The organism is Aerococcus sp. HMSC23C02, from assembly GCF_001806805.1.
Taxonomy (GTDB): domain Bacteria; phylum Bacillota; class Bacilli; order Lactobacillales; family Aerococcaceae; genus Aerococcus; species Aerococcus sanguinicola.
Genome location: NZ_KV786060.1, coordinates 92,802 through 118,090, shown reverse-complemented (window position 1 = coordinate 118,090; position 25,289 = coordinate 92,802). Strand labels below are relative to the sequence as shown.

Here is a 25,289-nt window from a genome sequence, read left to right as displayed (position 1 = left end):
AGATTTCCTTCTTTCTTTAGTGAACATGGTCGGCATCGGACCAAATACGGCGGGCAATATCGCGGCTATGGGTCAGCTTCTGCCACTGGTCCGCTTCCGTCAACAAGTTACCTTCTTCTGTTGAGGCAAAACCGCACTGGGGACTGAGATAGAGCTTGTCCAAGGGGTGGTAGTGGCTAGCCTCCTCGACGCGACGGATAATGGCGTCGGGATCCTCTAGGTCGGCAGACTTGGAGGTAATCAGCCCCAAGACCACATCGACCGTATCCGGCACGTCTTTAAGGGCTTCAAAGCCGCCTGCCCGGTCGGTATCGTATTCCAAGAATTGACGGTCAAAATCTTGTTGGACGAAGGCATAAGGTGCAATCGGATCATAGGCCCCCTGGGAAGCCCATTGCGAGCGGAAGTTGCCCCGGCAATTGTGGGTGCTGATCACCAGGTCATCCGGACGCCCCTTAAGGACAGAATTATTGACCTGGACAAAATCTTCCGCCAAGGACTGGGCCAGCTGGTCGAAGTCTTCGTTACGGAAGGCGTAGATTTGCTCGAAACGCTCACGGTCGACCAGGGTAATCCAGATCGGGTCATCGAACTGGAGGAAGCGGGCGCCGGCCTGGTAGAGGTCTTCGAGGACCGTTTCATAAGCCGACTGGATAGCCTGGAAGAGACCTTCCTTAGTGGGATAGATCCGCTTCACATTTGCCAAGCCAGCCTCCGTTGAGGTCAGGTCATAATAGAGCCGGGCGGGCGAAGGCAGGGTGAGCTTGGCATCCACGCCTTCATAGTCAGCCAGCAGGTCTTGGAGAAAAATAAAATCCTCAACAAAGGGGTGGTTGTCGCCCGATAGCTTGGCTACTAAGTCGAGGCTGTCAGCCTGGTACTTGACCTCTGCTTCCGAAAGATGGAAATTAGCTGCAGTCCGCTGGCGGTTGACTGCTTCAACCCCCGTTAGACCCCAGAAGAAGTCGAGGTGCCACCAAGTGCGGCGGAATTCGCCATCCGTCACCTGACCGTAGCCCAGGTCAACCTGCTTTTGAACCAAGTCGCGGATAGCCCGGTCTTCCACCTGGCGTAAGTCAGTATCCGAAATTTGGCCCTGGCTGTGTAGCTTACGAGCTTTGAGAAGCTGGTCGGGACGGAGGAAACTCCCTACGATGTCATAACGTTTTTTCATGATTTCTCTCCTTACGTAGCTTACTTTTAGATAGCTTATTTTAGCTTATTTAATGTTAGTCCCTCTGATCGGTATTGTCAATCAATAGGGCATCGCCTTCAGAACAGAAAAGCGATCAGGGGTGATCAGGGAGGGGATAATTCGACTAAAAACGTTTTTAAATCAACGTTTTTAAGGGCTTTACAAGGGATCTATCCGGAATTGAACAAGGTAAAATCGCATGCTATAATCCTAGGCAATCATTAGCTACTAAGTAAATATTAGCTGGGTGAGTATGCAGGCTTCACCCGCTGAAAATATAGAAATGGGATGAGACGATGGCTATTGTAAGCAATGATATTACCGATTTAGTGGGCAATACGCCCCTGTTTAAGTTGAATCATATTGTGCCTGAAGGGGCAGCGGATGTTTATCTCAAGCTGGAATCCTTCAACATTGGTGGGAGTATCAAGACACGGACTGCTCTGAATTTGATTCGTGATGCTGAGGACAAGGGCCGCCTGAAAGCAGGCGACACGATTGTTGAGGCCTCCACCGGGAATACGGGAGTGGGACTGGCCTTGATCGGTCCAGCTCGGGGTTACCAGGTGCTGATCTTGATGCCTGATAATGCGGACCCTGCGCGCGTGGAAATCTTGAAGGCTTATGGCGCCCAAGTAGAATTTTTGGACCATGAGGGAGGGGTTAACGAACTCGTGGCTGCCGGTGAGGCCTACGACCAGGAGGAAGGCTATGTCTTTATGCGACAATTCTCCAACCCTGCCAATCCAGAAACCCACTTTAAAACGACCGGACCAGAAATTTATGAAGCGCTCGACCAAGTGCCAGATGCCTTTGTCGCAGGGGCAGGAACTGGCGGCACCTTGACAGGGACGGCCAGGTATTTAAGGACCAAGAGCAAAGAGGTTGAGATTTATGCGGTAGAGCCCGCGGAATCCGCCGTCCTCCACGGCAAGGAGAAGGGCCCCCACAAGATCCAAGGCATTGGACCGGGGATTATTCCAGATACTTTAGATACCGAAATCTACAATGAGGTCTTGGATGTCTCCTCTGCAGCCGCCATCGACATGACCCGGCGCCTGGGCAGGGAAGAGAGCATCTTTGCGGGCATTTCCAGCGGTGCCAATACTGTTGCGGCTATTGAAGTCGCTAAGAAATTAGGCCCAGGCAAGATTGTCGTTGCTATCGCACCTGATACCGGCGAACGCTACCTGAATTCGGATATCTTTATGGATCGGGCTAGTTATCAGCCGGTGAGGGATTAAGGGGTTTACCTTCCTTGAAATGGTGATTATATTGTTTAGATATGTTATCGAAAATAGGTTTGAATGAATAGTAAAAAACGAAGGCCGCTTCTGTGCTTGAACAGAAGCGGCCTTCGTTTTTTGTATGATTATCTTTTGTTATTAGTTAAGAAGTTTTTACACTTTAATCACAAAACTAAATGAGTTGATATCTCCCCGATAAGTAGATTTGGAATATTCAATGGGCGTATTATCAGCAATACGAGCGACTGATTTAAAGTAATAAAGGGGGTCATCTTTAGCAATATTTAAGAGTGCAGCTTCGGTTTCATCTGCTTTTCTTATTTCAAGATGACGCTTGATTTGGGTGATTTCTTTATCCATATTTTTTAAAGTGTGATAGAAACTTTGGCTAGTAAAGTCAACGGATTCTAAAGACTCGTTTCCCTCATAGGGAATGTAAGTAGTCACTAGAACGATCGGAACGTTATTGCTAAAACGAAGGCGAATAAGCTTAATGACAGGATTCCCTTTTCTTATTTCAAGTGCTTCAGCAACTTCATTATCGGCAGAAATTACAACTTGGGTAATAACTTGGGTAGAGGGATCCAATCCCTTTCGTTTCATTTCGTCGTTATAAGATTCAATAATATGAGTAAAACTTTGGTCGATTTTGCTACTAATTACCTTGGTGCCAGCTTTTTTCTTACGGTGAAGATAGCCTTCATCTACTAATGTTTGGATAGCAGTACGAATGGTTGTTCGACTTACTTCATACTCTTTAACAAGATCGAGCTCTTTAGGGATAAGAGAATTCTCTGGATAGGTTCCATTTTCGATTTTTTTGCGCAGGTCATCAGCGACTTGTTCATGTAATTTACTCATAGAATCTCCTTCTTTGTATTGAAATAAAAAATCGATGAGGCATAGCTCATCGATTTATTATTCCGCTAAATAACGAATTTGTCAATTTTTTCTCTCTCCATACGTTCTTTTAATTCTTTAATAATAGAGATTCCTGAACTACAACCAATTCGTTCTGCTCCGGCATTGATCATTGCAAGAAAAGTATCCGCATCTCGGATGCCACCAGCTGCTTTAACTTTGACAGCATCACCTACTGTTTCTTTCATCAGTTGGACATCCTCTACAGTTGCTCCACTCGTTCCAAATCCTGTTGAGGTTTTGATAAAGTCAGGTTTAACTTCCTTAGCGATTTCTGCTACTTTTTTGATTTCATCTTTACTTAAGTAGCAATTTTCGAAGATTACTTTCGAAACGACATTGGCATCTCGGCAAATTTCAACAATTTTTTCCATTTCTTCTTGGATATAAGCATAATTTTTGTCTTTTAATTCAGTGATATTGATGACATAGTCAATTTCATTAGCTCCATTAGCAATAGCATCCTGCGTTTCAAAACACTTAGCAGCTATACTTGTTTGACCGAGTGGGAAGGCAATTGCTGCTCCGACGTTGATGTCTGTACCGGATAAGACTTTAGCACAAAGTTTGCTTTGGGTTTGATTGATAGCAACCATCTTGAAATGGTATTTTTTAGCCTCTTCGCATAGTTGCGTAATAGCTTCTGAACTTGCGTCAGCTTTAAGATTAGTGTGGTCGATAAGTCTGAAAAGTTGGTCAAGGGTATATTCAGCCATAATTTATCCTCCTAAATATGTAATTACATAATAATATTATGATTTATTATATAAAAAGTCAACTCGAAATATAAAAGCGCATACATTAACTTCGTAACCATAAATCTGATTGTAAAAAGATTAACAAAGTCTTAAAATTAGATTGACATTCATAATAATATATAATAACATAAAGTAAAATGAAAGTATGAAAGGGGTTACTTTATTATGAAATTACTACTTGCGACCCATGGGAACTTTGCGGAAGGTATTTTACAAAGTTATGAAATGATTGCAGGAGATACAAGTAATATCTCAACAGTTCTTTTGAATGAATTAGGAATTGAAGATTTTCAAACACGTCTTCATCAAACTTTAGACCAACTTCTTGCTACCGATGAAGTGTTAATTTTAGTTGATTTGCCTGGGGGAACCCCTTATAACGAAAGTTTGGCTTATCAATTAGAACATCCCAAAGGCTTGGGAGTTATTTCTGGATTAAACTTACCTATGCTGATTGAAGTTGGAATGGGGCTTTCGAATTCGTCCTTAGATGAATTAAAACAAACCGCGTTAGAATTCGGACAAAATGGCATTCAAAGTACGGATGATATTTTAGGTGACTTATAATTTTACACAAAGGAGGGGAGTATCATGACGATTTCACTTGTGCGTGTCGATGACCGGGTTATCCATGGTCAAACAACAACACGTTGGACTAAGGCTAGACCTTGTTATGGCATTTTGGTAGTTAGCGATAAGATACATGCCGATAAATTACGGCGACGTGTGCTTAAAGCGGCAGCAGGGAAGTATAAATTAGGGATTTATACAGAAAACCAATGCCCTGATCGGATTCAGAAGGCGATTGATTCAGACAAGAATTATTTCTTAATTAGTGATTCGCCACAAAATTTTGCGAGCCTATTGAAAGCTGGTGTAAAGTTTGGTGACGCTCTTAATGTGGGGCCAATGAATACACGGCCAGGAACTAAGGTGTTGGGGCGGACGGTGGCTATTGATGAGGAAGATTACGCAGCCTTTGACTATATCGAATCTCAAGGTGTTAATGTATACTTCCAACTCCTTCCAGATGATGAGAAGAAGTCATGGGCCGTGATGAAGAAAAAATTTGATAGCCTATAGGAGGAATAGTTATGGATACAAGTTTATTTCTACCTGCGCTCTTAACTGCTATCTTTTGTTATTTAGGCGCGATTGAATCATCCCTTCTATTGGGGATGACGGGTGGTTTTTATATTGTTGGGCGGCCACTGGTTGCAGGTCTATTGGTTGGGTTGGCTTTTGGTGACGTTCAAGCTGGAGTACTCTGTGGTCTTGCTGTTCAAGGGGTGTTTATCGCTAACCTTTCAACGGGTGGTGCAACGAACTCTGAAATCACTTACGCTTCCTATGGTGGGATTGGTTTAGCTCTTGCTACGACTAAAGATCCAGCCATTGCGGTGACACTTTCTGTACTAATTGGTCAGACTTTTGGGCTTATTTTCTACAATACACGGATGGCACTTTATTCATTCTGGAATAACCGGGCTCAAAAAGCTGCCGAAGAATTAGATGACCGTGGTATTGTGTTGAATCACTTTATCTTGCCTCAGATTACGACTTTTTTAATTCGGGCGGTTCCAATCTTCTTAGCCATTTACTTTGGCCGTGATCTAGTGGATGCTCTCTTGAAGAGCGTGCCTGAGATTGTGACCCATATCATCTCTGTTCTTGGCGGTGTACTTCCAGCATTAGGGATTGCGATGTTGATGGCAATTGTGATTAAAGAAAAATTACACTTAATTTTCTTCTTCGCTGGTTTTGTACTCTTAGCTTTTGCAAAATTAAGTATGATTGCCCTTGTTTTCATTGCAGCGTTAGTAGCTTACCTCGTTTACTTATCATCTCAAAATACTGCTCAAGTAGCCAGTGCTGCTGTAGGATCGGCTACAACTAATGCTGCACAGTCTTCATCAACGACAGATCAGGCAATACTTGATGATACAGAAGATTGGTTTGAAGACGAGGACCTCTTTTAGAAAGGAGTGAGCAAGATGTCAGCAGAAGTACAACAAAAGTTAACGAAAAAAGAATTACGACAAATTTGGAGACGTTGGGCCTTTACTCATCTGTCATCCATGTCTTATGAGAAGATTCAAGGACACTCATGGGCGTTTTCCTACCTTCCCTTTGCAAATAAATACTATGCAAATGATCCAGAAAGTAAACGTCGGCTCTTAGTTCGTCATTCCATGTTCTATAACACAGAACCACAGACGGGCCAGTTGATTAATGGGATTGTTACTTCATTAGAAGAACAAATTGCCTTAGGTGAAGATGTTGACGAGCAGATGCCAGTTAATATCAAGACCTCTCTGATGGGGCCTATAGCAGGAATCGGGGATTCGATTATTCAAGGGATTATTGTTCCCCTCTTACTCTCAATTGGTATGGGTCTAGCTGCGAATGGGAGTGCGGTTGGCCCAATCTTCTATATCGTTGCTTACGGTATTATTGGAACCGCTATTTCGTACTTCAGTTATATGTATGGCTATCGTTTAGGGGTCAACGCAATTGACGCTATCATTGGAGAGAATGCTTCGCGCATTACAGAAGCCTTTAATGTTTTAGGGATTATGGTAATCGGTGGTTTGTCCGCTTCAACCATCCACCTAACAACGCAACTCAATATTCCAATGGGTGAAGAAGTCCAACCTCTGCAAGATGTGCTTGATGGTATTTTCCCAGGGATACTACCTTTGGCAATGGTGCTCTTTGCTTGGTGGCTGATTTCAGCTAAACAAATGACAGCGACTAAAGTAATTCTTATTCTCACAGCAATCATTACAGTAGGTTGCTTGGTAGGAATCTTTTAGGATCTATTAGTTAAAAATGCTGCCGATAAGAATCTTTCGGCAGCGTTTTTGCTAGATAGTCAAAAAATTAATATGAGATTGAAAAGATGAGCGTAGTTTCTGAGCTTAGTGTTTAGTTGAGAATTAATAGCCTTGTATTACAAAAGAATAATTTAGGAAAGAGGGAGTGTTTAGTATGATTAAGTTATGTCGTGTTGATCATCGCTTACTTCATGGTCAAGTAGCGATGGCTTGGACTAGTTTTTTAGGTGCTAATTGCTATTTAATTGCTAACGATAAAGTAGCTAATGATGAAGTTTGGAAAAACACCTTACGGTTAGCAAAACCCAGCAACGCTAAATTAGTTATGAAAACAATAGATGATGCAATAGATGCTTTGAATAGCGGAGTGACAGATAAATATCAGTTAATTATTCTAGTCGAAAGTGTGAAAGACGCTAAAAAATTAGCTGATCAGGTACCAGATATTAAAGCGATTAATCTAGGTGGTCAAAAATTTGAAGAAGGCCGAACTCAAATTGGGAAAGCCTTTTTTATTTCAACAGAAGATGAAAGCGCTTTAAAAAAGCTGGCTAAAAGAGGACTTGAATTGGACTTACGACAAGTGCCTAGTGAAAGCAAACATGATATTGGAAAAGAAATGTTAAATAAATAGGAGGCTAGGGCGATGGAAAATAATTTGTTGATAGCCGTCCTATTAGGTTTGACGGCTATGTTAGCTAATGGTGAATATTGGTTAGGATCAAGCATGTTGAGTCGTCCATTAGTAACTTGTACGATTACGGGACTTATTATGGGAGACATGGTCACCGGTATCAAAATTGGAGCGATGTTAGAGCTGGCTTTTGTTGGTTCCTTTTCGATTGGGGGAGCCATACCCCCAGAGATTATTTCAGGAAGTATTTTAGGAACTGCTTTTGCTATAGGAACGGGGCAGGATACTGCAGTTGCATTGACTCTTGGTTTACCCATTGCATCTCTTGTTTTAATTGCAAAGAATATTGGCTTCCTATCGATTCTTCCTTACTTCGTTCATAAAGCAGATGCTTATGCTGAGAATGCTGATACGAGGGGAATCGGTCGTATGAATTTTCTAGGGGGATTCTTTGCAGTTAACTTACCTATTGGTTTGATTGTTTGTATTTCTTATTTATTAGGAAGTCCCTTTATTCAAACAATAATTGATAGTATTCCTCAGTTTATTATTGATGGTTTAGGAATTGCAACAGGATTGCTACCTGCTTATGGATTTGCACTACTTTTAAATATGATGGTTAATAAACGTAATGTCGTTTTCTTTATTTTAGGATTTGCATTAGCAGTTTATCTCAAAGTGCCTGTGACAGGTGTAGCAATTTTCGCCGCTATTCTTGCTTTGATTTTGACTGGCTACACGAGTTTGAAGGAAGAAAATACTGCTGAAGCGGTCACTGCTTCATCCACGGTAACTGTAGGGGAAGGAGAAATTGATTATGAAGATGAAGAATTCTAATATCTTAACTAAAAAAGACATGATGAGAGTTTTTTGGCGATCTTTTACAATTGAATGGTCATGGAACTACGAACGTCAAATGAACTTAGGGTATACATATTCTTTGCTTCCTGTACTTCAAAAAATTTATCCTCAAAAAGATAAATTCTCTCAAGCAATAAAACGCCATATGGAATTTTTTAATATAACTCCGTGGATTTCAACGTTCCCTATGGGGATAACTATTGCGATGGAGGAGACCAATGCTAGGGATGATCAGTTTGATCCCTCTACTATTAATAATATTAAAATAGCATTGATGGGACCGCTTAGTGGTATTGGGGACTCTCTTTTCTGGGGGACCCTTCGCGTCATAGCTACAGGTATCGGAACGTCGTTAGCCATGAAAGGAAATGTCTTAGGGCCTATTCTTTTCTTACTTATTTTCAATATTCCTGCTATAGCTGTAAGGTATTATGGGCTTTTCTTAGGTTATAATCTCGGTGCAGACTTTATCGGAAATGTTCAAAAATCTGGGCTTATGGAGCGCTTAACTTATGGCGCCTCGGTTATTGGTCTAGCGGTTGTGGGAGCAATGACAGCAACTATGGTTACAGTTAATATGCCTTTTACTATTGGTTCGGGAGATGATGCACTTACTATCTCTGGACTAGCAGATAGTGTTATCCCTGGCATTCTTCCCCTGGCATTTACAGGTTTTATTTATTACCTTGTAAAGAAAGGTGTGAAATCGTATTGGATTCTTTTATTGATTGCTGTGATTGGTATCTTCGGTGCGTATACAGGAATCTTAGGTTTGGGGGAATAAAATGAAGTCGATGCGTCACTATATTTATCAGGAAAAAGAAATTAATTTAAATTTGCTAAATAATAAACATCTACTTGATGCGATACAAGGCCTAACTTTATCAGCGTGCAAAGGAATTGTTATTTATGCTACTGGTTCTAGTGCTAACGCAGTTAATGCTGCAAAACCTTTTATGGCAAAAATTCTTGGCTTACCTGTTTTTGTGAGTGAACCTTCTTTAGCTTTAAGTTATGATAATCAATGGCAGGATGATTTTCTTTATATAGCTGTTTCTCAAGGGGGGCATAGCGCTTCTGTTATCCAGTTAGTTGAGCAACTTCAAAAGGAAAATCATCAAGTTTGGACATTGACTTCCGACCTTGAAAGTCCTCTTGCTGAAAGTGCCCGTAATCTTTTGCACTTAGCTATGCCTGTAGAAGAAATGCCTTATGTAACAGCCGGTTATACGGCAACTATATTATATTTATATCTTTTTGCACTAAAGGCATCCTGTGAAGCGAATCTAATATCTGAAGAATCTTACTTTTCTTATTTAAATGAATTAAAAACAGTGGTTAATCAGGCAGATTCAGTAATCAAATTAAGTGAAACCTGGATTAAGAAAAATTTTAATGCATTTAAAAAAGCACAACGTTTTGTATTTATTGGCTATGGAGCAACTTATGGAGTGGCTAAGGAAGCTGAAACAAAGTTCACAGAAACTTTACATCTACCGGCCCATGGACATGAGTTAGAGGAATATATGCATGGTCCTTATCTAGGATTAAATCCAAATGATATTCTTGTGCTTATCGATTCTAACGGATTGTTGAGTGAAAGAATGAAGCGTTTGAGAATATTTTTAGATAAGCATATGGAGGATACCTACCAAGTAAGCATTAGTCAGGATGAGGAAAGGGGCAACGACTTAATGTTGGACTTGGATTGTAATGAGTATTTTGCTCCCCTTTTGCTGACGATTCCATTTCATTTATTATCTTATGAAGTATCTCAAGTGAAAGGTTTTGATTTAACGGTTTCTTTTTATCCTGATTTCGATGAAATTACTCAATCAAAGGTATAGGAGGACATCATGATAAAATTTAATGAAGAAGAAAAATTGAAGTCTGTTAATGGAGCCTTAGCCCTTCGTCCGCGAATCAATCAAATTGTAGACGATATCTGTAGTGAAGGCTATCAAAATATTTGCTGGTTTGGTATTGGAGGTACCTATGCCTCGGCTCTACAAGCAGAAGTGCATATGAAAGAACGATCTGAGATTGATACTTGGGCAGAAAATGCTTCTGTTTACTATACAACCGGTAATCGGAGAATTACAGATCAAACTTTGGTTATTATCTCTTCCGTATCGGGGACAACAGATGATATGGTTCGAAGTCTCAAAAAGTTAAAAACTAATTGCCAAGCAAAGGTTCTTGCCTTCATAGACAAAGGTGAAGATACACCGATTGGTCACTTAGTAGATTATGTGATTTCATATCCAGAAAACGAACAGTTAAAGTTCTTTATGGTAGCTGACCGTATAATGTTTAATGCGGGAGAATTTGATAGGTATGAAGATTTGTATACTGTTCTAGATCAATATCTAGCTCAAGCTTTAGTTGACGTTGCTAAGGAAAGTGAAAGTTTTGCGCTAGACTTTGCTCAAAGACACCACGAAGATCCGATACATTATTTTGTAGGTGCGGGAAACCAATATGGAGCTACCTACTCGTATGCAATGTGCTACTGGGAAGAACAACATTGGCTGCGAACAAAATCGATTCACTCAGCTGAATTTTTCCATGGAATGTTTGAAATTGTTGATCGGGATACCAACGTGACCTTGTTCATTGGTGAGGATAGTCAGCGCGAACTTAGCCAACGTGTTGAAAAATTTTTGCCAAGAGTCTGTGCACGCTATACAGTTATTGATACAGCTAAATTTTCTTTGAACGGTATTCCAGAAGAATTTAGGGGCGATATCTCTCATTTGGTTATGATGGAAGTTTGTCATCGAATTGATGCACATATTGAAAGAATTAACTGCCATCCTACAGAAATTAGGCGCTATTATCGTCAATTAGATTATTAATTGGATTGCTTTTTAATTTTTACGAGCCTTTCTAAAGTAGAGTTCATGAATAATGACTCACTCTAGAAAGGCTTTTTCGCTCCTAGAAGTATATTCACCAATCTAGGAAAGAGGGATAAATATTTTACTTAAATTTGAATTGTCAGCTTTTGAATAACCTTCTTCTATTAATTATCCTGCCTTATCTCACAATTTCAATTGACTTTCTTTATGAAAGGGGTTAAAGTTGGCTTAACTGGTAATGACAAGTGAACAAAAGCAACCAGTAACTTTAATATTAAGAAGGATGATCTTATGACAGCATTGAGGAAGAATTCTTCCGAGGCCTTATATGTCCAGCTTGTGGAAGCCCTCATTCAACGTATCAACGACCAATATGAGCCGGGGGATAAGATTCTCTCGGAGCGCGAAATTTGTGAAACTTACGGGGTGAGTCGGACGACGGTGAGGCAGGCCCTGACAGAATTATTGAATATGGGCTATATCTATAAGCGGCATGGTCTGGGGACCTTCGTGGCTGACCGCCACGCCAACCGCAAGAACTTGGCCGAGAGCTATAGCTTCACGGAAGGGATGAAGAAGATTGGCAAGACTCCGAGTAGTCAGATCTTGGACTTTAGGCTGGAGCCGGCCTCCTACCTCCTTGCCCGCCAGCTCGACCTCTTAACGGATGAGAAGGTCTACCGGATCGACCGCTTACGTTTGGCAGATGGCGATCCTATGATGGTGGAGCGGACTTATCTTCCCGCGCGAATCTTTCCAGGTTTATCTGCTGCCTTACTGGAGAAGAAGCCCCTCTATGAGGTCTTCAGACAGAATTACGGGCAGAAGATTTCCGTTGCCAATGAGGAAATCATGGCAGCCCTCATGTCCAAGACGGAAGCAGAGGTCCTTGGATCGAGTCCCGCTAATCCTTGTTTGAAGATTGAGCGTTTCTCTTACAACGTAGCCGACGAAATTATTGAATATACGATTTCGACAGCCCGAGCGGACCAATTCTCCTATCACCTGAGTTTCCAAGGCCAGTAAAGCAAGTAATAAAAATTTAGAAATTCTTACAAAAGACTTGACAAATTGGCAAAAAAAGAATACGCTTACATTAACTGGTAATGACATGTAATACCACTCGCCAGGATGTTCGAAAAAAAGAAAGGATGACTCCTATGCGTCAAGCTGTGAAGGCGGACCGTTTCTTCTTAGAGAATGAAATTTTAGGTCCAGGTTACTTAATCATTGAGGATGGTAAATTCTTAGGCTACAGCCCAGAAGAGGGGGACGGCCTAGATGAGATCTTAGATTATTCAGGTTATTGGATTGGTCCAGGTCTAGTCGATACCCATATCCACGGTTTCAATGGCTCGGATGTGATGGATGCGACGACTGAAGCGGTCGAAACGATCCGCCAAGGCTTACCGGCGACAGGAGTGACCAGCTTCCTAGCGACCACTCTGACGGCATCAGTAGAGGAAACCGACCGGGCTTGTGCCGTGGTAGCTGAAGTCGCTGAAGAAGACCAGGGGGCTAAGATCCAAGGTATCTTCCTGGAAGGGCCCTTCTTCGTCGAAGCGCACAAGGGAGCTCAAAATCCCGATTACTTTATCGCACCGAGTCCAGAAGTTCTCGACCAATGGCAAAAATCAGCTAAGAACTTAATTCGCAAGGCAGCCCTTGCCCCTGAATATCCTGAAACCGCGGCCTTCATTGACCGGGCCAAAGCTCTCGATGTCAAGGTAGCGATCGGCCATACCGATGCTAGCTTTGACCAGGCCCGGCGTGCAGTCGACCAGGGGGCTTCGCTCTTTGTCCATACCTTTAACGGGATGAGCGGCCTCCACCACCGCGAACCAGGTGTCGTGGGAGCGGCGATGACCTTACAGAACACCTACGCGGAAGTCATTGCGGACGGCCACCATGTCAACCCGGCAGCTATTGAGGCCCTACTCAATGCACGGAATGTGAACAATACCCTTTTAGTGACGGACTGTATGCGGGCAGGGGGCCTAGAAGACGGCAACTACACCCTGGGGGAATATCCTGTAGAGGTGAAAGATGGCGCCGCTCGCTTGGCCAATGGGAGCCTGGCTGGTTCGGTGCTCCAGCTCAAGGATGCGGTGCGTAACCTGGTGGACTGGAACTTAACCACTGTCCATGAAGCCATCAATATGGCCAGTGTCGTACCCGCTCGCAGCGTCGGTATTGAAGACCGCTGCGGTTCGATCAAGCCAGGACGCCAGGCAGACTTCATCGTCCTGAGCCCAGAGCTCGAATTAGAAGCCAGCTACATTGATGGACAAGTCGCCTACAAGAAATAATTAAGGAGGATCATTGATGTTATTAGAAGATCAAGCAAAACTAGAAAGCCTCGGAGCCATCAATACCGCTCCAGAAATTAAACAACAACCCGAACTTTGGGAAGAAACCTTGGCCATTTATAAAGAAAACCAAGATTCCTTAGATGAATTCTTAGGTAAGATTACAGCCAAGCACGACCAGGTTCGCATTATCTTCACCGGAGCTGGGACTTCTGCCTTCGTGGGCGAAACGGTCCTGCCTTATGTGAGCGAACAATTGAATGCCAAACAATGGCGGGTTGAAGCCATTCCAACCACCAGCATCGTCAGCAACCCCTACCAATACTTAGAGAAAGAATTGCCAACCCTTCTTGTATCCTTCGCCCGCAGCGGCAACAGCCCAGAGTCTGTGAAGACGGTTCAATTGGCCCAAGACTTAATTGATGACCTCTACCAACTGACCATCACCTGTGCCCCTGAAGGCAAACTCGCTCAAAATGCTAAAGGAGACGCCAAGAACTTCTCCCTCTTAATGCCTGAGCGCTCTAACGACAAGGGCTTTGCCATGACAGGGTCCTACTCCTGCATGGCTCTAGCAACCCTCCTGGTCTTCGGGCAAGTTACCTTAGAAGACAAAGAAGCTAAGGTCGCAAAAATTGCCCAAATCGGTCGCGAAATTATCGAACGTGAAGAAGAAATTGCCAAGTATTTGGAAGCTGACTTTGACCGCGTTGTCTACTTGGGTTCCGGTAGTTTAGCTGGCCTAGCCCACGAAGCCCACTTAAAAGTGCTCGAACTGACTGCAGGCCAAGTCCAAGCCAGCTTCGAATCCTCACTGGGCTTTAGACATGGTCCTAAATCCGTGGTGAACGAGAATACCTTAGTCTTCCTCTTCTTATCCAACCATCCTTATACCCGTCAATATGACCTCGACCTCTTGAAGGAAGTGGCGGCAGACCAGATTGCAGAAGAAGTCGTTGGGATCGGTGCACCTGCTGAACCAGCTTATGAAGGGGATGCCTTCACCTATCAAAGCGGGGAAGATCTCCCTGATGCTTACCTGGCCTTAGCCGACGTCATGTTTGCCCAAATTGTTTCCCTACACACCTCGGTTAAGGTCGGCAACAAACCGGATACCCCATCACCAACCGGTACCGTAAACCGCGTGGTGAAAGGTGTTATCCTCCACGACTACCAAGCTTAAGACGGAACGATAGACACGACAAAGACTGGAAAGGATTTGACCGATGACTTCATTCAAGATTCAAGGTGAGGACTTCCTCCTCGATGGCCAGCCCTTTAAGATCTTATCAGGGGCTATTCACTACTTCCGCCTACCACGAGCTGACTGGGAACACTCCCTCTATAATCTGAAAGCGCTAGGATTCAATACCGTTGAAACCTATATTCCTTGGAACTGGCACGAACCCCAAGAAGGTGCATTTGATTTTGAAGGGGACAAAGATGTCTGCGCCTTTATCGAGACAGCCGAAGAATTGGGCCTCTATGTCATTATCCGCCCTTCACCATATATTTGTGCTGAGTGGGAATTCGGCGGCCTGCCTGGCTGGTTACCTGACAAGTGTCAACGGATGCGGACTTCAGACCCAGCTTATCTCCAAGCCGTGCAGAACTACTATGATGTCTTACTGCCTAAGCTCAAGCCCTACCAATTCACTGAGGGCGGACCGGTACTCATGGTGCAAATTGAGAATGAGTACGGCTCTTACGGTGAGGATAAGGAATATCTGAAGGCCCTCTACCACATGTTACGAGATGGCGGCATCAATGTTCCCCTCTTCACCTCTGATGGGGCCTGGCAGGCAACCCTTAGAGCCGGCACCCTAACCGACCTAGAGGAAGAAACGATTCTGATGACGGGGAATTTCGGTTCCCGAGCCAAGAAAAATTTCACCGCCTTGCGCGCCTACCAAGAGGAAGTCGACCAGGTCGGCCCGCTCATGTGTATGGAATTCTGGGACGGTTGGTTCAATCGTTGGGGCAGCGACATTGTCACTCGGGAAACCTCTGAGTTGGTCGATGCCGTTAGAGAAGCCCTAGAAATTGGCAGCATCAACCTCTATATGTTCCACGGGGGGACCAACTTCGGCTTCATGAATGGGTGTTCAGCCCGGGGAACGCGGGACTTGCCCCAAATTAGTTCCTACGATTATGGAGCCCCACTAGATGAGCAGGGGAATCCGACTGACAAGTACTATGCCATCCAGGAACTTATCCATGAGATGTTCCCAGACCTTCCCCAAGCTGAGCCTCGGATTAAGTCCTGCTTAGCTGAACAAGAGTTAACGCTGACTGACCGGGTCAACCTCTTTGAAGTCTTAGAGGACATCTCTGATAAGAAGTCGAGCCTCTACCCTCAATCCATGGACCAAGTTGGCCAGTACTATGGCTACATGGTCTACCGGACCCAATTCGAGAAGGATGCTGAAGTCGAACGCCTCCGCCTCATCGATGGCCGAGACCGGGCCCATGTCTATGTCAACCAAGAGCTGGTAGCCACCCAATACCAAGAAGAAATTGGGGAGGACATTGAAGTTGATTTAAGTGAAGACCAGAACCAATTAGATATTCTGTTTGAGAATATGGGCCGGGTCAACTATGGGCACAAGCTCCAAGCTGATACCCAGGAAAAAGGCCTCCGCCAAGGTGCCATGGCCGACCTCCACTTCATGCTCAATTGGGACCATTACTTGATTGACTTTGACCGTGCCGACCAGATTGATTTCAGCAAGGACTGGTCAGAGGGCCAAGCCGCCTTCTACCGCTTTGAAGTTGAAGTGGACCAGGTGGCAGATACCTTTATTGACCTGACCGGTTTCGGCAAGGGGATTGTCCTAGTCAACGGCCATAATCTCGGGCGCTACTGGGAACGCGGCCCGATCCGCAGCCTCTACTGCCCAGGTGCTTTCTTACAATCAGGCAAGAATGAGATCCTGGTCTTTGAAACAGAAGGTCGGTCAGCAGACCATATTTATTTAAGAGAAGAACATACATTTATTAAGGAGTGATCAGCCATGATTATTGCATGTCGTATTGATGGCCGCCTGGTACACGGGCAAGTGGCTAACTTGTGGACCCCTAAGTTATCGATCGAACGGATCATCGTTGTTGACGACGTGGTTTCGGAAAATAAGATCGACAAAGCCGGTTTGCGCTTAGCAACCCCTAATGGCGTCCGCCTCAGTGTCCTACCTGTGGCCCGAGCAGCCAAACAGATTAACGAAGACCGCTACAAGTCACAGCGCGTTCTGATTGTCGCTAAGACGCCAGCGATCTTCCTCGAATTGATTGAAGCAGGTGTCCCTATTGAAGAGATCAATGTGGGCAATATGTCTCAGACTGATGAGACCACTGCGATCAGTAACTCGATTAATGTGGTGCAAAAAGATGTGGATGACTTCCATAAGATCGCAGACCACGGGGTGAAATTAATCGCCCAAATGGCACCTAGCGATCCTGCTAAGGAATTCATGCCCCTATTAGAATCTAAATTTAAGTCATAAAATATAAGAAATTTTAAGGAGGGACTATAATGGCTATTCAATGGTGGCAAATTATTATACTGACCTTGTACTCAGGCTATCAAATCTGGGATGAACTCCATCTCGTAACCTCAGCCGGGTCGGCAGTCTTTGCGGGCTTATTCACGGGTTTGGTGATGGGCGATGTGAAGACGGGTCTGATCATCGGTGGGGCCATGCAGTTAACGATTCTCGGTGTGGGGACCTTCGGGGGTGCCTCACGGATCGATGCCAACTCAGGGACCGTTCTGGCAACGGCTTTCTCGGTTGCGATCGGCATGGAACCCGAACAAGCAGTGGCAGCTCTGGCGGTGCCTGTAGCAGCTCTTATGATTCAAACAGACGTCTTGGCACGTTTTGCCAATACCTACTTCGCACACCGGATTGACGCTGCAATCGAAAAACATGACTATAAAGGAATTGAACGCAACTATCTCATGGGGATCTTACCTTGGGCTTTGTCACGGATGATTCCAATCTTCCTCGCCCTTGCCTTCGGTGGTGGTGTGGTTCAAACCGCAGTGGACTATCTGAATACCAACCTCGCTTGGTTAGCAGATGGGCTAACCCTAGCAGGCCGCGTCCTACCAGCTGTTGGTTTCGCTATTCTCTTGCGCTACCTCCCTGTTAAGAAGAACATTGCTTACTTGGTACTTGGTTTTGTGATCACAGCCCTACTATCTACTGTCTTCTCAAACATCACAGCAATCAGCGGCGAATTAGGCAAGCTCGCTGAAGAATTAAGCGGGACATTCGTTCCACTGCCAATGTTAGGGGTATCCCTGATTGGTTTTGCCCTAGCCTTTATCCACTACAAGAATACCGTTAGCCGGCAAGCCCTAGAAGATAAACTCGCTAAGGCACCAGCTGGCGCAGCCAATGCGGGTCAAGCAGACGCAGCGGTTGAAAGTCATTCTGCAGAGGAAGGAGAGATTCTCGATGACGAACTCTAAAGATAAAGTTCAAACGACCGATAAAGCAAAAGGAACAGGCTATAAATTAACAGAACAAGACTTCAAGCAAATTAACTTGCGGAGCCTATTCGCCTACCAAGCGGGTTGGAACTATGAACGGATGCAAGGGTCCGGTTATCTCTACACGATTCTGCCTCAATTACGCAAGATCTATGGGGATAAGACCGATGCGCTGAAGGAAGCCATGAAGACCCATGCCCAATTCTTTAACACCTCTAACTTCTTCAATACCATCATTACGGGGATTGACCTCGCCATTGAAGAAGAAGAAGGCGAAGAAAGTATCGACACGGTAGCTGGTTTGAAAGCCGGTCTGATGGGACCTTTCGCAGCCATTGGTGACTCCTTGTTCGGGGCCCTGGTCCCAACCATCTTCGGGGCCATTGCAGCCAACCTAGCCTCCCAAGGCAACCCATTCGGTGTCCTGCTCTGGGTCGCTGCTGGCTTAGTGATCTGTGCCTTCCGCTGGCGGCAATTGAAGTATGCCTACAGAGAAGGGTCTACCCTCGTTAATGAAATGCAAGGACAGTTAAGTGCCCTAACAGAAGCCGCTTCTCTTATGGGGGTCTTCATGGTGGGCGGCCTAGTTGCGACCATGGTGAACGTCGAAGTTGCCTTTGCACCAGAAGTAGCAGGGGTAACCGTTGACTTCCAAGGTATCTTCGATCAGATCTTACCTAAACTTGTGCCAGCATTGATTGTGGGATTCGTCTACTGGTTACTGGGTAAGAAGAACATTACCTCAACCAAGGCCATCTTTATCGTTCTGATCTTATCGATTGCCTTATCAGCTTTAGGCGTACTCGGATAGTTTAAACAAAGGAGAATTTAAAATGAAAGCATTAGTATTAATCAGTCATGGGAGCTTCAGTCAAGGCATTAAAGAAAGTGCCGAAATGATTATGGGGTCGCAAGAGAATATCTATTCGCTCAGTCTCTTACCCGAAGAAGGAGCCGAAGATTTTGAGAAGAAATTTACCGAACTCATCGACCAATTAGATGACTTCGTGGTCTTCGCTGACTTAGCCGGTGGGACACCTAACAATGTCGCTGCTCGTCAATTACTCGAAGGCAAGGACTTCCAACTCTATGCTGGCATGAACCTCCCTATGGTAATTGCTTTCGTCAACGGGCAACTCCTTGAGACAGACATGGACTATCTCGAAGAAGCCAAGACCAATACAGTCAATGTGAACGAACAACTCGGACTTTAGAATAAAAAAATTTCCCAAGGGATTTGAGGCCCTTGGGAGTTTTTGCGGTATTTTTGAAAGCGCTTAAAAATATAAGGAGGATATTATGTTGGGTAAAAATAACCGTTTGGAACAGAAGAAACAAATGACCGAAAAACAAAGCTATTTTAGCTTGCGTAAGACAAAAGTTGGCTTAATGTCATGTTTAATTGGTTTGGCTTGTATTTATCAGACTTCGGATGTTGTTTTTGCTGAGGAATTACAGTCAGAACCAGCTGTAGACAAACAAGCGCAAGACCTAGCTACTAAAGATGATGGAGCAGAACAAACTGATTCACCATTACAAGAGGACTCATCAAATATATCAGATAAAGCTTTGAACTTAGCTGAGACAAAGACCAACACGGAAGCTCATTCAGAGGGCAAGGAAGTAGAAGATAACGAGGTGGCACCTAGTCTTGGAAATGCTACAGATAAAGGTGAAAGTAATCGTCAGAAAGAGGATGAGTCTGCTGAAAATACAGACCAAGCAGCATCAGAAGAAGCAGCTAGCACCCAACAAAGCGATGAGTTAAATTCCAAACTGCGTTCAGCGAATGCAGAGATAGCTGTAGAGGATCAAGGCCTAGGTGCTATTAACAGCTATAAACAAACAGATAATGTCATCCAATTAGATTATGAAACGGGAGAAAAAGCTCAATTAGTCTTTAACAAAGATAATATCTTTAGGTATTATGTTGACCCTAAAGGCGATTTCTCTGATCCCTTACCATCTCGACCAGACAAGCCCGCTCAAATCGTTCAAGATGATTTCATTAAGCAAGCAGTGGTTCCAGCTGTGTCAGAACTTGGAAACATTATACGGATTGCAACTAATCAACTTGTTATCGATCTTGATAAAAATACCTCGCTAATGAAAATTAAAAATGCAGCGAATGGAAATGTTGTCTTAGAAGAGACTAAGCCTTTAGTAATTACAGAAGACGAAAGTACCCAATACTTAAAATCACATGATAATAGTCATTACTTCGGTGGCGGAACTCAGAATGGTCGTTTTGCGCATAAAGGCAATAAAATTAACATTGAAAACGAAAATGTGTGGACAGATGGTGGCGTGGCTTCTCCTAATCCATTTTACTTTTCAACAGACGGCTATGGTGTTCTAAGAAATACCTTTGCTAAGGGGCAGTATGACTTTGAGAATACGCAACAGGATGAAGTTGCTACCAAGCACAAAGAATCGAGATTCGATGCCTATTATATTATTGCTGATAAACCTGCAGATATTATCAAGGGTTACTATGAAATTACTGGGAAGCCTATCGTTCTTCCAGAATTTGCATATTATGAAGGTCATTTAAATGCTTATAACCGCGATTATTGGTTAGAAGCGAGCAAAGACACACCCGGCGCTATTTATTTTGATGAAGTCGGTAAGTGGTTCGTTGAGGTACAACCTTCTGCCTTAGGAAATCGCGAAGGTATCAAAGAAAGTCTAAATGGAGAGCCTGGGGATAAGAATTATCCATTTACAGCTCGTGCTGAATTATTACGTTATAAGAAACATGACATGCCTCTAGGCTGGATGCTAGTGAATGATGGCTATGGGGCTGGATATGGTCAAGAAGATACACTAGATGGTAATATTAAGAATTTAGGCGAATTTTCAAAATGGGCTGCTGATAACTACAATGTTAAGACGGGGCTATGGACCCAGTCTGAATTAACACCAGATGAATCTCAACCCGCCTTGCTACAAAGGGATTTAGCTAAGGAAGTACGGGATGGTTTAGTGCGCGTCCTAAAAACTGATGTGGCTTGGGTAGGGCCTGGATATTCCTTTGGCCTGAATGGTGTACAAAATTCTGCCAAGATTATGGTCGAAGAAAGTGATGGGATGCGTCCCTTTATCATCTCCTTAGACGGTTGGGGAGGTACACAACACTATGCAAGTATTTGGACAGGAGACCAAACAGGTGGACAATGGGAGTATATTCGTTTCCATATCCCAACTTACATTGGTACTGGTCTATCCGGTCAACCTAATGTGACATCAGATGTTGATGGTATATTTGGTGGGAATAATCCTGTTATCAATACAAGAGATTACCAATGGAAAACTTTTACAACCATGTTGTTAAATATGGATGGTTGGGGATCAAATCCTAAAAATCCTTTTGCCTTTGATGCGACAACAACTGATATTAATCGTTCCTACAATAAATTGAAATCGGTGCTCCTACCATATACCTATAGTATCCACCACCATGCTGAAAATGGGAAACCAGTGGTGCGGGCTATGTTTATTGATTTCCCTGATGAAGAGATCAATTATACTGAGCGAATGAATTACCAATATATGTATGGTGATAGTTTCTTAGTCGCTCCAATCTATGAGAACACTTCTGCCGATGAGCAAGGGAATGATATTCGTAATGAAATTTATCTACCGAAAGGCAGCCGCTGGATTGATTACTTTACCGGAGATGTCTACGATGGTGGACAAATGTTGAATAATTTTGATGCACCAATCTGGAAAACACCTGTATTTGTAAGAAGTGGTGCCATTATTCCTGTCAATAACCCAAATAATAATCCTAAAGATATTGATCATACTTTACGTAAGATAAGCTTTTATCCAGATGGGGAAAGTCAATTCACTTTAATTGAAGATGATGGTCTATCTATGGATTATACAAATGGTGAACGCGCAAGCACGCTTATTCAATCTAAGGCGGAAGATAGTGGCCATGTTGTGCTCACAGTAAATCCAACACAAGGGACATTTGATGGACAAGTTGCACAAAAACGCACACAATTTAATATCAATACGACAAAGAATCCTCAATCTGTCGAATTGTTCGTTAACGGTGAGAAAGTCACACTGACTGAAGTTAATTCATTGGATGAACTTAACAACGGAAAGAATGTTTATTATTATGATAAGGCGCCTAATTTGAACCGCTTTTCAACTGAAGAAGGTAAGTATTACGGCAAAGAATTAATAAAGAATCCTGTCTTACGTGTAGTTACAGATAGCTATGATGTAACAAAAACGAAAGTTAGCATTGAACTTGAAGGGTTTGAATACGAACAAAACAAGTTTACGCCAATTGTGGGCGAAAGCGGTACAGCTCCAAATGTTCAAGTGAAAGAAGAAGCTCTAGATGCTTATTCAGTGCCATTGCAATGGCAAGCAGTTGACCATGCGGATCGTTATGAAGTGATGGCGGATGGTATTTTATATACTAATATAGTAGACAACCATTTTGTCCATAATGATTTAAATCCTGAGTCTAACCATACTTACCAGGTTCGCGCAGTTATTGGGGATCAAGTCACACCGTGGTCGACAGAAGTTCTTCAAAAAACCTCTAAAGATCCTTATCGTAATGCAGTAAAAGCTATCGAAGTGACCTCGAATACACCGGCCCAAGCGGGACAAGGACTAGATAATTTAGTTGACGGTGATTTAGCAAGTACCTATCATTCTGATTGGGCTAGAAAAGCAGTGCCTGAAACATTAACATTTGATTTACACCGTGCTTATAAATTAGATAAAATGGAATATTATCCTCGTACAGATGCAGGAAACGGAACGATCCTACAAGGGGATATTCAATACTCAATCGATGGCGTGAACTGGTCGTCAGCAGACAAAGCCTTCCAATGGTTAGCAAATAACGAAATGAAAGCCGTTGACTTGACGGATATGGAAGCGAGATACGTTCGTGTGAATGTTAACCAGGCAGTGGGTGACTTTGTATCAGGCAATGAAATCTTATTCTACCATGAAGATGGAGATGATGGTTATGTTGTCGGTGATATCACAAATGACGGTTTGATTAATGCTAATGATTTAACATCCTTTAGAAACTACGCAGGCCTGAAAAGAGGGGATTCGGACTTCGAGGGCTATGTTGAAAGAGCGGATTCTAATAAGAATGATGCCATTGATGCCTATGACATTTATCTTGTCACCCATCAAATGAATCAATCAGAATTGTATCCAATTAGCCAAGCTTATGGGTCCTTAGAGTGGGCAACTAGCCAAGATGAAGCTAAGGCTGGCGATGAAGTGAAAGTTGTCTTACGTGGACATGGCCTTAAGAATGTTCAAGCGATTAATGCAACTTACACGATTGATGGCGATCGTTATGAAGTTGTGAATGATCAAGTGAATACAAATAAGACGCTCTCTGATATGAACAACTTCTCGAGAGTTCGGTCGCACTCAGATGGCACACGAACTGTTAATGCGATTTTGGTCAATGATGGGGGCAGCCAACCTATAAATGCTGATCAAATCGATATTATCGAATTCACCTTACGAGTTAAGAAGGATGGGCCAGTTGCCTTAACAATGGAAGATCCTATGTTAATTGGCAGTAATTTACGACCAAATGATGGGTCAATCACAGATACGGAAGAAAGTGTCATCAAAGATATTGCCATACAAGCCGATAGACCTGACCAACCAGGTAGTGAATTAAGCAAGTTAGTAGACGGTGACTACACAAGTGACTATCATTCAAAATGGTTAGAACAGGCTGTTCCAGAAACTATTGTATTTGATTTTAAGAAACCACATCAGTTAGAACGATTAGAGTACTATCCCCGTACAGATGCAGGTAACGGCACGATCTTAGGCGGAAGGTTAGAATATAGTAATGATGGTGAGAATTGGACGGCACTTCCAAATACCATTAAGTGGTCTCGCGATAATCAAGTGAAACAATTTGATTTATCAGGGGTGACTGCTCAGTATATTCGGATGACGGTTCAAGAAGCTGTGGGAGATTTTGTTTCTGGACGTGAGATAACCTTCTACTACACACCAGAAGAAGAACCAGCAGATTCGCCGCTTGATAAGATTGAAGAAGGTGTCGGTATATTTGAAAATTACGAAAATATATTGACTGAAATGATTGAAAAAGCGAAAAATGATCCGAGTGTGGATACTGTGCCTTTAGCTAAACAGATTGATCAATATAATAAAGGGCTACAAGCTCTGAAAGAGATTATTCAAGCGATTCCAGATAATACGCAAGGGAAAACAGACTTGCTTGAACGAATCAATGCCCTTTCTGAGTTAGCGCTCTCTCATGAAGACAGTACTCAGGATCCTTCAGACGGCCAGGGTGAGGACAACCAAGGCCCTACAGATGGGCACGAGGAAGAGCCTCAGGATCCTGCAAATGATCAGGAAGAAGACAAGCAAGATCCTACAAGCGGTCATGGGGAAGATAACCAAAACCCCGCGGATGGTCACGGAGAAAATGATCAAGATTCCTCGGATAATCATGGAGTAGGCAACCAAGATCCAGTAGTTGATCAGAATGAGGACAAACAAGATTCAGTAGATAATCATGAGGATACTGACCAAACTCCAGTAGATGATCCGGAAGAAGTGGATCAAGGTACAGGTCGTGGTGATGTAAGTGCTCAAAAACCTCAAGGCCCATCAGCTGATATTAATGAACTAGAAGATAGATTTGAAAGTAGTTCAAATGATGCTGAGAACGGGAAGGCCTTGTCAAGTCAGGGAGTGAAATCAGAGCTTACACAGACTCTAAAACATAGAAGGGTTAATTCTGATTTAAACTTGTCTGATAATAAAAAGGATAATATTCAAAGAAGCAGTCAAGAAGGGCGTGCCAAATTATTGCCACAAACTTCTGCAAAAACTCCTGTCTTATCGCTTGCTTTAGCACTTACTGCTGTTGGCAGCTGCTTCCTTTTAAAAACAGGTGTGGATAAGAAACGCGAAAACTAATTAATTATCGTTGAATATTTTCTTCAACAGATTAGTGCATACTTTCTTTTAAGTCAGAAGGAGAAGACTGAATCAAAAAAGCTGGGAAATTAGCTTAGGCCTAATTTCTCAGCTTTTTCTTGCGATATTTTTAAGAAAAGTGACGGATAATAAAAATCTATACCCATTATTTTGAGCAGGAGTGGAGCTTTGAAGTTGGTCC

The 25,289-nt window shown here is 43.2% G+C and carries 22 protein-coding genes; 19 read left to right on the top strand and 3 right to left on the bottom strand.

Annotated features, from left to right (window positions below; all coding sequences use genetic code 11):
* Positions 1-16: 16 nt before the first annotated feature.
* A complete protein-coding gene (locus tag HMPREF3090_RS07230; RefSeq protein WP_070486333.1) occupies positions 17-1,174 on the bottom strand; it encodes a 5-methyltetrahydropteroyltriglutamate--homocysteine S-methyltransferase in 1,158 nt (385 codons plus the stop codon).
* A 317-nt stretch (positions 1,175-1,491) separates the two neighbouring features.
* Between HMPREF3090_RS07230 and cysK the strand changes: the two genes are divergently transcribed.
* On the top strand, positions 1,492-2,439 hold the full coding sequence (gene cysK / locus HMPREF3090_RS07225; protein ID WP_070486331.1) for a cysteine synthase A: 948 nt from the start codon (positions 1,492-1,494) through the stop codon (positions 2,437-2,439).
* A gap of 156 nt (positions 2,440-2,595) precedes the next feature.
* On the opposite strand, the gene HMPREF3090_RS07220 is transcribed toward cysK, so the two are convergent.
* On the bottom strand, positions 2,596-3,303 hold the full coding sequence (locus HMPREF3090_RS07220; RefSeq protein WP_070486330.1) for a GntR family transcriptional regulator: 708 nt from the start codon (positions 3,301-3,303) through the stop codon (positions 2,596-2,598).
* 65 nt (positions 3,304-3,368) lie between these two features.
* Positions 3,369-4,079: a deoxyribose-phosphate aldolase gene (gene deoC / locus HMPREF3090_RS07215; RefSeq protein ID WP_070486328.1), complete on the bottom strand. Its 711-nt coding sequence runs from the start codon at positions 4,077-4,079 to the stop codon at positions 3,369-3,371.
* Between the two features lie 207 nt (positions 4,080-4,286).
* Here deoC and HMPREF3090_RS07210 point away from each other — a divergent pair, with 207 nt between their 5' ends.
* From HMPREF3090_RS07210 to HMPREF3090_RS07125, 18 genes are all read left to right on the top strand, one after another.
* A complete protein-coding gene (locus HMPREF3090_RS07210; RefSeq protein WP_070486326.1) occupies positions 4,287-4,688 on the top strand; it encodes a PTS sugar transporter subunit IIA in 402 nt (133 codons plus the stop codon).
* Positions 4,689-4,712: 24 nt separating this feature from the next.
* Entirely contained in the window at positions 4,713-5,204 is a 492-nt protein-coding gene (locus HMPREF3090_RS07205) for a PTS sugar transporter subunit IIB (RefSeq protein ID WP_070486324.1), read from the top strand.
* An 11-nt stretch (positions 5,205-5,215) separates the two neighbouring features.
* Positions 5,216-6,100: a PTS mannose/fructose/sorbose/N-acetylgalactosamine transporter subunit IIC gene (locus tag HMPREF3090_RS07200; protein WP_070486322.1), complete on the top strand. Its 885-nt coding sequence runs from the start codon at positions 5,216-5,218 to the stop codon at positions 6,098-6,100.
* Between the two features lie 15 nt (positions 6,101-6,115).
* Entirely contained in the window at positions 6,116-6,937 is an 822-nt protein-coding gene (locus tag HMPREF3090_RS07195) for a PTS system mannose/fructose/sorbose family transporter subunit IID (protein ID WP_070486320.1), read from the top strand.
* Between the two features lie 175 nt (positions 6,938-7,112).
* Positions 7,113-7,592, top strand: coding sequence for a PTS sugar transporter subunit IIB (locus tag HMPREF3090_RS07190; protein ID WP_070486318.1), 480 nt, complete (start codon positions 7,113-7,115; stop codon positions 7,590-7,592).
* A gap of 12 nt (positions 7,593-7,604) precedes the next feature.
* The gene (locus tag HMPREF3090_RS07185) at positions 7,605-8,429 is read left to right on the top strand and encodes a PTS mannose/fructose/sorbose/N-acetylgalactosamine transporter subunit IIC (protein ID WP_070486316.1); all 825 of its coding nucleotides are present in this window, start codon (positions 7,605-7,607) and stop codon (positions 8,427-8,429) included.
* The gene (locus HMPREF3090_RS07180; RefSeq protein ID WP_210382196.1) at positions 8,416-9,237 is read left to right on the top strand and encodes a PTS system mannose/fructose/sorbose family transporter subunit IID; all 822 of its coding nucleotides are present in this window, start codon (positions 8,416-8,418) and stop codon (positions 9,235-9,237) included. Before HMPREF3090_RS07185 ends, HMPREF3090_RS07180 begins: the two co-directional genes overlap by 14 nt.
* 10 nt (positions 9,238-9,247) lie before the next feature.
* Positions 9,248-10,300, top strand: a complete 1,053-nt coding sequence (locus HMPREF3090_RS07175) for an SIS domain-containing protein (protein ID WP_168140264.1) — start codon at positions 9,248-9,250, stop codon at positions 10,298-10,300.
* A gap of 9 nt (positions 10,301-10,309) precedes the next feature.
* Positions 10,310-11,311, top strand: coding sequence for an SIS domain-containing protein (locus HMPREF3090_RS07170; RefSeq protein WP_070486310.1), 1,002 nt, complete (start codon positions 10,310-10,312; stop codon positions 11,309-11,311).
* A gap of 294 nt (positions 11,312-11,605) precedes the next feature.
* Entirely contained in the window at positions 11,606-12,340 is a 735-nt protein-coding gene (locus tag HMPREF3090_RS07165; protein WP_070486308.1) for a GntR family transcriptional regulator, read from the top strand.
* Between the two features lie 134 nt (positions 12,341-12,474).
* Positions 12,475-13,623, top strand: a complete 1,149-nt coding sequence (gene nagA / locus HMPREF3090_RS07160) for an N-acetylglucosamine-6-phosphate deacetylase (RefSeq protein ID WP_070486306.1) — start codon at positions 12,475-12,477, stop codon at positions 13,621-13,623.
* Positions 13,624-13,639: 16 nt separating this feature from the next.
* Positions 13,640-14,806, top strand: coding sequence for an SIS domain-containing protein (locus HMPREF3090_RS07155; RefSeq protein WP_070486304.1), 1,167 nt, complete (start codon positions 13,640-13,642; stop codon positions 14,804-14,806).
* 43 nt (positions 14,807-14,849) lie between these two features.
* Positions 14,850-16,631, top strand: coding sequence for a glycoside hydrolase family 35 protein (locus HMPREF3090_RS07150; RefSeq protein WP_070486302.1), 1,782 nt, complete (start codon positions 14,850-14,852; stop codon positions 16,629-16,631).
* A gap of 6 nt (positions 16,632-16,637) precedes the next feature.
* Positions 16,638-17,126, top strand: a complete 489-nt coding sequence (locus tag HMPREF3090_RS07145) for a PTS sugar transporter subunit IIB (protein ID WP_070486300.1) — start codon at positions 16,638-16,640, stop codon at positions 17,124-17,126.
* 29 nt (positions 17,127-17,155) lie between these two features.
* Positions 17,156-18,097, top strand: a complete 942-nt coding sequence (locus tag HMPREF3090_RS07140) for a PTS mannose/fructose/sorbose/N-acetylgalactosamine transporter subunit IIC (RefSeq protein ID WP_070486298.1) — start codon at positions 17,156-17,158, stop codon at positions 18,095-18,097.
* A complete protein-coding gene (locus HMPREF3090_RS07135; protein ID WP_070486296.1) occupies positions 18,084-18,929 on the top strand; it encodes a PTS system mannose/fructose/sorbose family transporter subunit IID in 846 nt (281 codons plus the stop codon). The genes HMPREF3090_RS07140 and HMPREF3090_RS07135 overlap by 14 nt, the downstream gene beginning before the upstream one ends.
* Positions 18,930-18,951: 22 nt before the next feature.
* Entirely contained in the window at positions 18,952-19,332 is a 381-nt protein-coding gene (locus tag HMPREF3090_RS07130; RefSeq protein WP_070486294.1) for a PTS sugar transporter subunit IIA, read from the top strand.
* 85 nt (positions 19,333-19,417) lie between these two features.
* Positions 19,418-25,087, top strand: coding sequence for a discoidin domain-containing protein (locus tag HMPREF3090_RS07125; protein WP_070486292.1), 5,670 nt, complete (start codon positions 19,418-19,420; stop codon positions 25,085-25,087).
* Positions 25,088-25,289 lie beyond the last annotated feature (202 nt).